Below are 13,532 nucleotides of genomic sequence, written 5' to 3'. Positions count from 1 at the left end.
TATTAAGCCCTTCAAATCTATAATTAAATACGAAAAGCGAACAAAGCAGAATTCTGATTACCAGAAAACTAGTTTTGTTCGCTTTTTATATTTGAGGTTGGACTTTTGTCCCAGCCTCATTGTCGTTTTGTAAAAATTAACGCCATTTAATCAGGACATACATCAAGCTGGAGCCAAACATATCCGCCAAAGCGTGCACGAGAAAGAAAGGCAGGAGGTTCTTGACCTTGTACTTGTAAAGGAAATAGTAAAAGAGACCGTACACCACTCCGATAACCAAAGCCCAAAGCATGCCCTGATAGGTGTGGAAAGAAATCCGAATGATAGTAGAGTAGGCCAAAGCCCACCACTTATACTTATCCTTAACAGAGGTCATAAGACCCAGAAAGAAGAATTCTTCATAGAAGCCATTGAGAAGTCCATAGAGAATAGCCATAGGTGTCAGTTCAGCAAATTTCCGAAAAATTTCTAGCAAGTCTACATAAGACCAGAGAGTTGGATCAAAATAATTATACTCACCGCTCAATGTCGTTACAATGTCACCAAAGAACCCTACCACTACAAAAATAAGAGGAGTCCAAAGGAGAACCGACCAGCTCATACGGATGGGGAGCTGCTTAAAGTCAAAGCGCCGAAGCAATAGATAAAGAATGGTCAAGACAAGCATCAGTAGCTGAAAATTGAAATTGCTAGAAAAAGCCGCTCCCTCACTGGCTGTATTGGTCACCGTTTCAGTCGCTCCTGTGCTGGAAGCTGGTCCAAAGCTAGATAGATAAAGCTCCGTTGAGCGGTAAATAAACTGCCCAAACATAAGCAGGGTAATCACAGCAATATCAAACCACTTCAGCTCTTTCAAAGGCTTGGAGGGGCGTAAGTGCATCAATAGTTTCATCATCTTTCCTTTCAGCGCCTGTACATTCATATCATCATTGCAGGTTCTTTTTTATATTTCTATCTTAGCATGAAAAGCTTAAATTTTTATTATTTACAATTTTATAAAACTCTTTTATTGCTGTTTACTGCTACCTGTTTCGTTTTTCATTTACAAACAGAAGGTGAAAAAAATTTTCATCTCTACTTGGAAAGGAAAAAGAGAGTTAAATTTTAACTCTCTTCTCACTATTCTTATTTATCCAAGCTGTTTTTGATACCTTCAACGGCACCTTCTACAGCTTCTTTAGCATCTTCAGCAACTTCTTTAGCTTTAGCAACTGTTTTTTCTACAAAGCCTTCTGCTTCTGTCTTGTTATCTCCTGTAACTTTGCCCACGCCTTCTTTAACAGCGCCTTTAGCTTGATCGAATTTATTTTCTAGTGACATATGATTGCCTCCATTCTTTTTTTACAGTATCTGATACCGTTTACAGTAGTATAAGTTTTTTCTTTTCAAAGGTCAACTATTCTGCTCATTCTATGGGAAAATCAGCACAGCTGGAAAATCAATCTCTCCTTATCAAAGCTGGCCTGCAACTCATACTTGCCTGCTTCGTTTTGCCGGATATAACCCAAGATTACTAGGCTATCGACAAAAATGTCCCGCCGCTTCTGCATGAGCTCATCCTTGCGGACATACTTGAGGAGAAAAGTCGTCATATACTTTAGTGCATACTCGGGATTGACATCGCCGAAGACAGCATAGAGGGGCTTTTGTGCCTCAGACAGCGGATATTGGCGTTGCATCTTGTAAAAATAATTAGCCAAGGTCAGCTTATCCCGCTGAAAATCTGTCTCTTCCAGCAAGAGCGCCGCATTGGTCTGATTGGAAAGCTGGGTCTCAAAGCGCAGCTCCAACAGTTCCTGATAGAGAGGGCTGTCATCACGGATAAAGACTTCCTGGTCCAATTGCAAATCTTCCAAACTTTCCACAAGAGGCAGCGTTAAGTAATATCGCTTGTTTTCTCGCTTTATGTAGCCAGCCTTGATATACTCTTCTATTGAGCGGTCAATATTGGCCACGCCCTCAAACTCTCTCTTAATCTCCCGCAGAATCACTGTCTCATGCTGGTCTAAATAATCAATCAGCTCCTGAAAAAAGGGCTGGCGCGTCAAACGGCTGTGATTGATGATTTTAATCATGAAGTTCTCCTTTGTAGATGAGTTTTCTTGACTGAGCCAACTGACTAGGATTCGTCCCAGGCTGACCTAGGGGAACCGCTAAGCCCAAATCCCAATAATATTCCTGCCAAAAATCAGAAATTAGATTTTCCTCATCACCAAACTGCATGGGAATCGTATCAAAAATCGGCAAAATTTCCGCAATATACTCCGAGCAGTAAAAACTATCGGACTGAGGATAAAAGCTGAAATTGTATGGCTTTCCTAGATGTAATTTGGCCCTTTTAAAGACAGCTTCTGCTTCAATAGCTGGATAGCGATATACGTTATAATCATCCTCATCCTGCCAAAAATCAGATAAGTTTTGATTGATAACGCCCTTCTCCTGAGTTGCATGATAAATCTCACCATTAAAAAAGATGGCCACGTGGCTGTATGAACCAGTCGCTGCTCGAATGGCTGTAGCAATTTCTGAAGATCCGACTGTAAAAATCAAATCTCCATCTTGTAAATCTTGAATCTTCATTTCTCTCGCCTATCAAAAAAGGAGCCGAAACTCCTTTTTAGTATGAGGGGAATAGCCCCCATCTAGTAACCTATTTCGTCAAATGAGCTCTTTAAGCATTAAAACTTGCTGTCAGTTGAGGTACCACTTGCTTCTTACGAGAAACAGCGCCCGCAAGGAAAGCACGGTTGTTTTCAAGAGCAAAGTTAAAGGCTGCTTCGACCTTGTCCATATTGCTGCCAATAGCCAGAATCTCTGAGTCTGAGTTGATAATGTCTGTAATCATCAAGACGAAGTCAGAGTAGCCATTTTCAGCGTTTGCTTTTTCAATAGCTGCTTCGATTTCTGCCTGACGCTCCAAAACTTCAGCAATATCAACAGTGTTAACTTGTGCTACACGGACATTGTTTCCGTTCAATTCAAAGGTTTTAGCATCGATATCAATCAATTCTTCAGCAGACTTGCTAGCCAAATTAGTTCCGGCCTTGAGCATAGCCAAACCATACTCTTCCAAGTTGACACCAGCCAGCTCAGCCAATTCTGGTGCAATGGCCTTGTCAGTCGGATGAGTCGTTGGTGACTTAAGTAAGAGAGTATCAGAGATCAAACCTGACAGCAGTAGTCCTGCAATTTCTTTTGGAACTGCTACGCCGTGCTCCTTGAACATGCGGTAAACAATAGATGAAGCAGATCCCACTGGCTCCAAGCGCATGTAAAGGGGACTAGCTGTTTCAAAGTTGCCTACACGGTGGTGGTCCACCACGCCATATACTTCAACTTCAGCGATATCTGCCACGGACTGCTGGAATTCATTGTGGTCTGTCAGGATAACTTGCTCAGCTCCCTCTGCCTTTGCAGATGTAATCACACGCGGTGCAGCCACGCCAAAGTAATCCAAAACAAAGGCTGTTTCTTCATTAGGCTCACCCAGAGCAACAACTTCTGTATCCAAGCCATAAGCTTCACGAGCCAAGTAAGCAAAAGCGTAAGATGAACCAATGGCATCTGAGTCAGGATTTTGGTGACCGAAAACTAAAATTTTAGACATGATAAACCTCTTCTTTTATATAATGTTTATTGCATTTATTTTACCACAATTACAGGCATTTCACAAAAGCAGAAGGGCATTTTCTTAAGAAAAATGGACTGGTTAGCTCACCAGCCCAGTAATTCATACTCAAAGTAGATTAGCTATTATGCACCCGATTCATATACTCTGTATAAGATTCAGTCTGCATGAGTTCCTTGGCATTCTTGACCCGATCGGCTGTTGGAGGCTTAACACCTTCCAGCTTGTAAGGGATGCCCAGCTCCCGCCATTTGAATTCTCCCATGGTATGGTAAGGTAGAATTTCAAACTTATCAACATTCTTCAGCGTCTTTACAAATTTACCCAGTTCAATCAGGTCATCATCACGGTCAGTCAGTCCCGGAACCAAGACGTGGCGGATCCAGACTGGCTTTCCAATGTCAGATAGGTACTTGGCACAAGCCAAGATATTCTTGTTAGTCTGGCTGGTCACGATTTTGTGCTGTTCTTCGTTAATCTCTTTGATATCTAGCAAAACTAAATCCGTCACAGCCATGAGCTTGTCAAATTTTTTCAGGTAGCGAGGCGTATTCCTAAAAGGCAGGGCACAGGTATCCAAGGTACAGTGGATGCCCAGCTCCTTAGCCTTGGTAAAGAGGGCAATCAGAAAATCAATCTGCAGCAAGGCTTCTCCTCCGCTGACAGTGATTCCGCCTTTATTGCCCCAGAAACCCTTGTAACGGAGAGCTTCTTGTAAAACATCATCCACTGTCCGCAGCTGAGATTTGTTGGTCTCCATCTCCCATGTGTCCGGATTATGGCAATACTGGCAGCGCATATGGCAGCCCTGCAAAAAGACAATAAAACGGATGCCCGGTCCATCAACAGCTCCAAAACTTTCGGTGGAGTGGACCATGCCCGTTACCTTTCCATAATCAACTGCTTCTTCAATTTTCTCTTCAACCATCATGCAACCTCTTAACTCTGAAAACGTTTTATAACTAACTACATTATAACATGATTAAAGCAAAAATAGACTTAATTTGCCTATTTTTTAGAAAACAAACTGTTTTTCAGTTTCATTTTCAGTGTTTTACAACAGATGAAACTTTAGGGCGAAAGCAGTAAGCAAAAAAATCAGGGCAGAATCTTTATTCCACCCCAATTTCACTTTTTAAATTGATTTTAGTTAATTTCTACTTCTCTTTTTGAGAGTAAAAGCAAACATTAGCAAGGTCAATCCCAAAACTGCCCAGCCACTGTTATTTTGGCCAGTCTGCGGGAGTCCCTTCTTCTTGCTGCCAACAGTCTGACCTTGTCCAGTTTGATTGGACGATGGAGGATTGGTCTGAGACGGAGCTCCTTGCTCTACTGCTACAGAAGATTGTCCAGTTGATTGAGACGGCTGGGAGCTGTCAGATGACGAAGCTGTGACATCCTTAGAAAAGTCCAGCTGCACCACTACTGGATCATGGTCTGAAGCTCTGCCATGTTCCTCCATGAAGGAGGCATTGATATGGACAGGCGCAAAGACTGCCTTGCCTGCCAGGTTCTTCGAAATGAAAATATTGTCCAAGCTTTGGTTGCTGCCACGGTAGAAATAGGAATAACGGTCAGCCGCATCATGCTCCTGCATAAGATTAATCAGTTCATTACCCGCCAGTGCTTTAGCCGTTTCGGAAAATTCAAAATCATTGAAATCACCAGTCAGCACAAACTTAAGGTTAGGATTTTGTCTCAGCCCTTCTTGAACAAAGCTATTTAAAATTTTCGCCTGCTCAATTCGGGCTGCCTGCGTATGCTGAACTGCTGGCTGAGCGGAACCATAAACGGCATCATCCCAATCTTGGACTTCAAATGATTGGCGATAACGACGATATGCTGGCCCTTAAATTCAAACTCAGCTGCCAAGGATTTACGAACCTTGGTAAAGGCTGGATTTGTTGGAGCAATCCGAGCAGGATTCTTAACCAAATGGCCACCGGAAAAGCTAGCTGCTTCGTCACTCGTACCGGCTTCTTTTTCGACTAACTTCACCCGATTTGGATCGTAGAGAAAGGCCACTCGGATATTAGAGCCAGGCTTGCCGCCATCTTGACCGTCAAGTGGAGCAACTTCGGTGTACTTGTAAGTTTTTCCGCCCAGTTCTTTGATGCGGCTCGCTAGTTTCTCGCCGCTTTTGACACCGCTGGTCGTCCCGTCATTGACACTGCCATTCTCATCTTGAACCTCGATGAGCGTGATGATATCTGGACTGTGGATTTCATTGATTAAGGAATTAGCGATTCTAGTCACTTTTTCCTCAGGTGTTTCACCTTTTTTAGCATTAGCAGAAAAATTCTCGATATTGTAGGAAGCAATAGTCAGCTTGTCCTCGCTTGGATAGATAGGAGAGACCTGTCTCTGCAAGCCACCGTCCACCAAATCAGGCAGCTGAGTCGGCTCCAACTTGTAAATCTTACCACGATAGGTCACGACTCCAACCACATCACCATTGAAATAATCCTTGGCCTTGGCAATGAATTTATTGCCAACATATACTGGAATGGTTGCGGTATTTTGGGCGTTTGGACGAAGATTGAGCCCTCCGATATTGTTTAATGGTAAAGCCTGATAACCTTCTGGCAAGACATAAACATCACCTCGGTACTGAGGTCCCAGAATATGCGGTTTCTTCACCGTCGTCAACATTCCTTCCAAACTTTCCCAGTAGTCCAAAGCTTCACTTTGAGGCTGATAGTTATTAATATCGTTATCGACCGTATCCTGAGGCATATTAGCCACGATGTCAACTGGATCAGGTAAGTCAACTTTCCCTTCCTTGGTCACCTTGGAAGCGACCAGCATAGTGACTGTCAAACTACCACTGGGCTTGTTGAAAGTTTGCCCCTGACGAACGCTGAGCTCTTCCATATAACCTTCTTTGACACGACCTTCAAGACTAAGTTTGTCACCGACATCGACTTTTTCTTTAGAAACAACATAAAGAGCATCAGAAGTCCTGCTATTTCCATCAGGAGTCACGTCTTGAACATAAAAACCATAGCGGTCTGTTTTCGTCACAACTACATTGGAAACTTGGACTTCCTTGTTCTCATAGGGAGAGACTTGTGATTCTCCCTGAATAGTTCCTACATTTGGAACAACTTCTGGTCCGCTAGTCGCAGCTTGTGCTGCAGCAGGGGCTTGGTCTGCCTTTTCCACTGTCTCTGTAGAAGCTGGCCTTGACTCTCCCGATTCTGCAGATGGACTCTCCGTTTGACTGGCAACCGACGCATCGCTTACAGGTGGATTCTCTGTAAGAGCTGCCGCATCTGAAGTCGACGAACTTACTGCTTCTTCTGCTCCGACCAGTTGGACAGAAAAAAGCAGGGACAGAAAAGCAGCTAGCAAGACCACTGTAGGAAAGAGCTGCCTGTAAGAAACTTGTTTTTTCATGAATTTCTCCTTTTCTGTATAAATGTATATTATCCTATTTAATTTTTATTATAAAGAAAAGAATCAAATTTTGCAAAGGCTTTCTTAAAATTCTGTATTAGTTTCTCTTACTTCAGAAAAATACTTGCCTAGACTGGCCCAACACATAAAAAAGAATCTGGAATTTTTTCCAGATTCTTTCAGATTGAAGACAAACACCATTTGGAATGTTTGTCTTTGGTCTGAGAGAGCCGAAGCTCTCGAAAATTATTTTTAAATATTTTATAAAGTGTTAAGAAAACTTTTTTCTATTTTCAAATTACTATCTTCCAGTTTTTTAAGAAATTAATAGATTGGGATTTTTTCTAAGTTCTGGAATAGAATACACTCTACCATTTTTGAAATACTTATATGGTGTAGTATTAACGGTGACTACGCCTATTTCTACGGTATCAAATTGACCAAACTCTTTCTGAAACAACAATTTATTTGATAAAATCGTAGATTTTAATTTATTTAATTTTGCAAACTCTTTATATATCTGTGAATTAACTATACTTTTACATTGTTTTACATTTCTGGCAAGTCCATAATTTTTTAAATCATAAGTATATAAAGTATTATTGTAAATAAAAACTAAATCCAACTCCTCAATTAAGGAATTATTTTTTACTAATGCCTTAATCCCATCAATCTTTGACTGATTAAGGTAATAATTTATTTTACAATCCCTATCGTAGCTTTCTGCAATTTTTTTAAACTCCGGTAGTAATCTTTCATCAAAATTTTTTCGTATTAGTGTTGTCCATGTCTTCCCATTCTTCTTATTAAGAATATCACTTCTCAATATTCGATAAGGAAAATATTTAGCTGATTCTAAAAATGAAAACGTTGGAAGAATATCTATCTCTGAAAACTCAAGCACTGGTGCTCTAAATAGTCTCATATTCGGTTCCCCAATGATACTGTTTATGGGCATACTCTCGTAGAAACTCTTATTATTTAAAGTTAGATTTTCAATCACTAATTTAGAGTCATCAGTCGAAAGAGATTGATTCATTGAGAAATCGCTAATAATGAGATTTTTTTCACATAAACTTAAATAAATATTTTCAAGTTTTAAGGCTCTATTCTCATCAGGCTGTGAGAGATAATTATTTAAAATATTTGGCGATATATTTTTTACTTGTTGTAAATATTTCAAAATTACCTCAATTTTTTTATCGCCAATGATAAGTTCTTCGTCTCGTGTATCAACGATATAGTTTGTAAAGTTTTCAAGAATTCTATTTGGTAGAGAAATACCTTTTTCCTTTGAAAATGAAATCTCATCACGCTCGTCCTTATTAACAAAAGGTAACAAATCAATATACGAATCCAGAAGTATCTTCGCAAAGAATAGTTCAAATAGGCTACATAAGCCAGTATAGTTTATTTCTACTTTACGAGAGTTTTGACGATATTCCTGTTCTCCAGTTAAAAGCAGTCGATTAAGTATATGTTCTAACGTAGACTTTAATTCACCTAAAAAGACACGCGGATCAAAAAATATATATGACTTTATCGAATTAAAAGAAACTATCAGTTCATCTATTCCATCAGGTACTGTCGCCTTATAATCGGTATTTAAATATATAGTAATTTTACTTAAAACACTTGCCAACAATGTTAAATTAAGCAATAAACTTTCTTTTCGATACAATACCAATTCTTCCTGAATTTTTCTGTCTAACTCTTCATTGATATATTCAATAACTTGCTTAATACCTGAATTTGTTAACGTAAATGTCGAAGGTATATCTAAATCTAAAAAATGTAATTCATCTAGAATTTGACCAATGAGCTGCATTCCTCTGCTCTGTAATGAATCTCTCTTGAATTTTCTATATTTTTCTGGAAGTAGACATCCAGTATTTTCAGTTGCTGAAGCAGCGAAATACGTAATTAAGAATTTATACAGTTCGTGTTCTTCATCAATAATCCTACTGCAATTTTTTAATTCATGAATTAGCAACTGTAAATCTGGTTGATAATATGGTAACTTTTTCACTGTAAAACTTCCTCCGTAATTTTTCTTTTAGCATAAAATTTCTTGTGACTGTTTTAGAAATATTTCAAACTTTCCTAAATTACATTTCTTAAAGTAAAGTTACTTATAAAAACGGTCCTATTTCTGATAAATAAAAGCGAGACAAACCACTTCCCTTTTATCTTCTTAAAATCGTTTATCCTTCAATAATTTCCAATAATGAAGCCCTATTTTTTTCATCTTAGACCTCCTATAAAAATATTTCTATATTAATTGTAACATTTTAGAAAGCGTTTTACACAATTGAGACTTTAGAACTCTTGACTGATATTTCCATGAGCCACCAGACCGTCCATCGCATCACGCAGGATGTGGCTGAGAAGATAGCTCAAAGTAGCTCTGCTTTGTCAGAAACGTTAAGGAAACCCAAAGTCCTCTACATCGAGGGAGATGGGGTTTGAATTGGCAGTCAAGAGAAACATAAGCATTTAGAGTTCAAGTAATTTCTCTACTTTTGCTAAATCCTGCTCATTCATACTAGATAGGGTATGTATCAGGGACTTGAATCGGTCACTAGAGCGTTGCGGTTTCTTGGTGTCAAAAATTTTTCTAAACATAAGATCTCCTTTCATTGAAAAAAACAGCCCCATAAGGGCTGCTCAGATTGAAGACAAAGCCCTTAGAAACTTCTGTTCTTTGGACTTTGTCTTCAATCTGAAAGAATCTGAAAGTCCTTTCCAGATTCTTTTAGAATGATTTATTCCTCCACCAAGATAGCCAGGGTTTCGTATGGCTGCAGGGTCAGCACATGTTCAACCTGATTCTTGCCGTAATTGGACAGGAGGACCTGACCATTTTGATAATCCGGCAGGATGTCCACAGTAATCGGATCAGCATAGAAGTTGTTAAGGACTAAAAGTTTTTGTCCTTGCCACTCCCGCTCAAAGGCATAGACCTGAGGACTGTCCTCATAAGCTGGCTGATAGCTGCCCTCTGCGATGATAGGCAGTTCCTTACGCAGGGCAATCAATTTCTGATAAAAGGTAAAAATCGGGCCCTTGATTTCATTTTCCACATTGATAAGAGGATAGGATTTGCCCGCCTTCAGCCATGGAGTTCCTGTTGTAAAACCTGCATTGACTGAATCATCCCACTGCATAGGCGTCCGAGAATTATCACGAGATTTGGCCTTGATAATCCTGAAGGCTGCTTCTGGCGATTGACCTTCAGCAAGCAGAGTCTGGTAAGCATTGAGAGACTCGACATCCACATAATCTTCCATGGAGTCATAGTCAGGATCCACCATGCCAATCTCCTCACCCATGTAGATATAAGGCGTCCCGCGCGAAAGGTGAATACTGGCTGCCAACATGGTCGCTCCTTCATTGCGGAAATTCTCTACATCGACAAAGCGGTTGAGAGCTCGCGGCTGATCATGGTTGTTCCAGAAAAGGGCTGACCAGCCTTCATGATTGCTCATTTCCTTGCCCCAAGTATGGAAGAGGCGTTTTAACTCTTCAAAGTCAAAGGCCTTAAGCGTCCATTTCTGTCCAGCTTCATAGTCCACCTTGAGATGATGGAAATTAAAGGCCATAGATAGCTCCTGCCTGTCTGGTGCGGTGTAAAGGATACAGTTTTCAATCGTCGTAGCGCTCATTTCGCCAACCGTCATAAAGGAATCGTCCTGACCAAAGGTTGCTTCGTTCATCATACGCAGATAGTCATGCACGATTGGCTTATCGGTATAGGCTGGCTTGCCCTCCTGCTCTGGACAGTCCGTCAGCACTTCATCTTTTCCGATGACATTGATGACATCAAAGCGGAAGCCCTTGACTCCTTTATCCCGCCAAAAATTCACCACTTTAAAGAGCTCTTGACGAACATTGGGGTTGCGCCAGTTAAGATCTGCTTGAGTCACATCATAAAGATGCAGATAATATTTGCCCGTATCGCCAAATGGCGCCCAGGCACTGCCGCCAAACTTGGACAGCCAGTCCGTCAGCTCATCCCGCAGGATAAAGAAGTCCTGATAGTAGGAATCCCCAGCCAGCGCCTTTTGGAACCACTCATGCTCAATCGAGCAATGATTGAGAACCATGTCTAGCATAAAGTCAATACCATGCTGCTGGCCAACCTTGACCATCTCTTCAAAATCTGCCATATCACCAAAGATAGGGTCTACCGCAGTATAGTCAGAAATATCATAACCATTGTCGCGTTGCGGACTCGGATAGAATGGATTGAGCCAGATCATATCCACTCCCAGCTCTTTCAGGTAAGGAAGTTTTTCAATAATCCCGCGAAAATCTCCCAAACCGTTGCCAGTCGTGTCTTTAAAAGATTTTGGATAAATTTGGTAGACAACCTTTGTTTTATCAAGTGTCATATTTTCTCCTTTTTTGAGAAAAGGGACAGATTTTAAAGAACCGTCCCTTTCTATAGTCATTTCATTTTTCTTTAAAGTGGCTTAGCGTTCATCAACTGACTTCCTCGCTCAACTGCCCGAGGAAGTTGTTCAATCTCCTCTACCTGATAACTGTCTGAGTTTGTAATGATGACTGGTGTTTCCGTTACATAGCCCGCTTTCTTGATCATGTCTATATCAAAGGAAATGAGTTTGTCGCCAACCTTGACCTTATCTCCCTGAGACACATAACCTTCAAAGCCTTTGCCTTCCAGATTGACAGTGTCCATTCCGATATGCATCAGGATTTCAACCCCTTCATCTGACAAGATGCCAATTGCATGCTTGGTTGGGAAGAAGACTGTTACTGTACCATTGACTGGTGAAACCAACTCACCTTGGCTAGGAACAATGACAACTCCACGCCCCATCAAACCTTGTGCAAAGACAGGATCTGTTGCCTGACTCAATTCTTTGACTTCTCCTGCCAAGGGACTAGTAATCGTTACAGGAGCTGATAAATCAGCTGCTTGCACCTCTGGAGATGACTCGGTTTTGGATGGCCCAGCAAATTCTGCCTCTTCCTGAGCTGCAAACTCTGCCTGCAATTCTGGATCTTCCTCTGTCTTCGTTAAGAAGCCTGTCTTGTGGAAAAAGAAAGTCAGGAACATTGGTACAAGAATTGCTACAAGCATAACTCCTGCAAATGGAATCATATATTTTGCTTGGATAGAAAGGATACCTGGTAAACCACCAATACCAATAGCATTTGCCGTTATATTAAAGGTTACAGAAAGCAGACCCGCAATAGACGAACCAATCATTCCCGCAACAAATGGATAAACGTACTTGACATTGACCCCGAAGAGAGCAGGCTCAGTAACACCAAGGTAAGCTGAAATGGTAGCAGGCAGGGAAATTTGCGCTTCCCGCTCATCATGGCGTTTCATAAGGTAATAAGCAAATACAGCTGAACCTTGAGCGATATTGGACAGAGCAATCATTGGCCAAAGAGCAGTACCACCAGCATCAGCTACCAACTGAGTATCAATGGCATTGGTCATATGGTGAAGACCAGTAATCACAAACGGAGCATAAAGAGCACCAAATACTGCGCCAAAGAGCCATTTAACTGGACCAGTTAAACCTGCAAGAACAACTGTTGAAAGCCCCTGACCGATTGTCCAACCGATAGGACCCAAGACAGTATGAGCCAGAATCAGAGCTGGAATCAATGATAAGAATGGCACAAAAATCATAGACACTACTTCTGGAATATGTTTACGCCAAAAGATTTCCAGATAAGATAGAGATAAACCTGCTAAAAGGGCTGGAATAACCTGAGCTTGGTAACCAACACGATTGATAGTGAAGAAACCGAAATCCCAAACCCAGTCCTTAGCGATTTCAGCTGCTGGTGTCGATGCTACTAAATAAGCATTGAGCAATTGTGGGGACACCAAACAGATTCCCAAGACAATCCCAAGAATTTGGCTAGTTCCCATTTTACGAGAAACAGACCAAGTGATTCCAACTGGCAGGAATTGGAAAATTGCTTCTCCTGGAAGCCACAAGAAATGGTTTATTCCAGACCAGAATTTGGATACCTCTGTGATTGTTTTCCCATCCAACATAGACCAATGCACGCCCTCAAGGACATTGCGGAAGCCAAGGATTAACCCTCCGACAATCAAAGCTGGAATAATCGGGGTAAAAATTTCCGCCAGAGTGGCCATAACCCGCTGAAGGGGATTTTGATTTCTCTTAGCAGCAGACTTTGCTGCTTCTTTTGATACTCCCTCAATACCTGAAACAGCAGTGAAGTCATTGTAAAAGATTGGCACATCATTTCCAATGATGACTTGGAATTGCCCAGCATTTGTGAATGTTCCCTTGACCACCGGGATTGCCTCAATAGCCTTGACGTTGGCCTTTTTATCGTCGACAAGTACAAAGCGCATCCGCGTTGCGCAGTGGCTAACTGCTGTGACATTCTCTTTGCCGCCGATTGCATCTAGCAGATCTTTGGCTTCCTTCTCAAATTTTCCCATTTGACTACTGGCTGAATGAGAATCCAGCACTCTCCTTATATT

Annotated in this window: 9 protein-coding genes and 1 pseudogene; all 10 read right to left on the bottom strand. The window is 41.1% G+C overall.

The features are described 5' to 3' along the window. Nucleotides 1-136 precede the first annotated feature (136 nt). The 10 genes and pseudogenes from FFV08_03510 to treB all read right to left on the bottom strand — a co-directional run bounded on the left by FFV08_03510 (nt 137) and on the right by treB (nt 13,529). The gene (locus tag FFV08_03510; GenBank protein ID QLB51807.1) at nt 137-922 is read right to left on the bottom strand and encodes a CPBP family intramembrane metalloprotease; all 786 of its coding nucleotides are present in this window, start codon (nt 920-922) and stop codon (nt 137-139) included. Nucleotides 923-1,125: 203 nt separating this feature from the next. Further along, nucleotides 1,126-1,320, bottom strand: a complete 195-nt coding sequence (locus tag FFV08_03505; protein QLB51806.1) for a CsbD family protein — start codon at nt 1,318-1,320, stop codon at nt 1,126-1,128. Between the two features lie 101 nt (nt 1,321-1,421). Then, a complete protein-coding gene (locus FFV08_03500) occupies nt 1,422-2,075 on the bottom strand; it encodes a DUF1803 domain-containing protein (GenBank protein ID QLB51805.1) in 654 nt (217 codons plus the stop codon). Further along, the gene (locus FFV08_03495; protein ID QLB51804.1) at nt 2,068-2,580 is read right to left on the bottom strand and encodes a UDP-N-acetylmuramoylalanyl-D-glutamate--2,6-diaminopimelate ligase; all 513 of its coding nucleotides are present in this window, start codon (nt 2,578-2,580) and stop codon (nt 2,068-2,070) included. The genes FFV08_03500 and FFV08_03495 overlap by 8 nt, the downstream gene beginning before the upstream one ends. Before the next feature lie 91 nt (nt 2,581-2,671). Further along, a complete protein-coding gene (locus tag FFV08_03490) occupies nt 2,672-3,607 on the bottom strand; it encodes a manganese-dependent inorganic pyrophosphatase (GenBank protein ID QLB51803.1) in 936 nt (311 codons plus the stop codon). Nucleotides 3,608-3,746: 139 nt separating this feature from the next. Further along, a complete protein-coding gene (pflA, locus tag FFV08_03485) occupies nt 3,747-4,556 on the bottom strand; it encodes a pyruvate formate lyase-activating protein (protein QLB53265.1) in 810 nt (269 codons plus the stop codon). A gap of 222 nt (nt 4,557-4,778) precedes the next feature. Further along, nucleotides 4,779-7,027, bottom strand: a pseudogene (locus FFV08_03480) (LPXTG cell wall anchor domain-containing protein). A 316-nt stretch (nt 7,028-7,343) separates the two neighbouring features. Next, complete coding sequence (locus FFV08_03475; protein ID QLB51802.1) at nt 7,344-9,056, bottom strand: hypothetical protein; 1,713 nt, start codon at nt 9,054-9,056, stop codon at nt 7,344-7,346. Nucleotides 9,057-9,792: 736 nt separating this feature from the next. After that, complete coding sequence (gene treC / locus FFV08_03470) at nt 9,793-11,481, bottom strand: alpha,alpha-phosphotrehalase (protein ID QLB51801.1); 1,689 nt, start codon at nt 11,479-11,481, stop codon at nt 9,793-9,795. Between the two features lie 11 nt (nt 11,482-11,492). Then, nucleotides 11,493-13,529, bottom strand: coding sequence for a PTS trehalose transporter subunit IIBC (treB, locus tag FFV08_03465; GenBank protein ID QLB51800.1), 2,037 nt, complete (start codon nt 13,527-13,529; stop codon nt 11,493-11,495). Nucleotides 13,530-13,532: the final 3 nt, after the last annotated feature.

It is taken from the genome of Streptococcus sanguinis (assembly GCA_013378335.1).
GTDB lineage: Bacteria > Bacillota > Bacilli > Lactobacillales > Streptococcaceae > Streptococcus > Streptococcus sanguinis_I.
The sequence above is the reverse complement of the archived record's forward strand: the minus strand, read 5'-3'. Positions and strand labels throughout refer to the sequence as shown.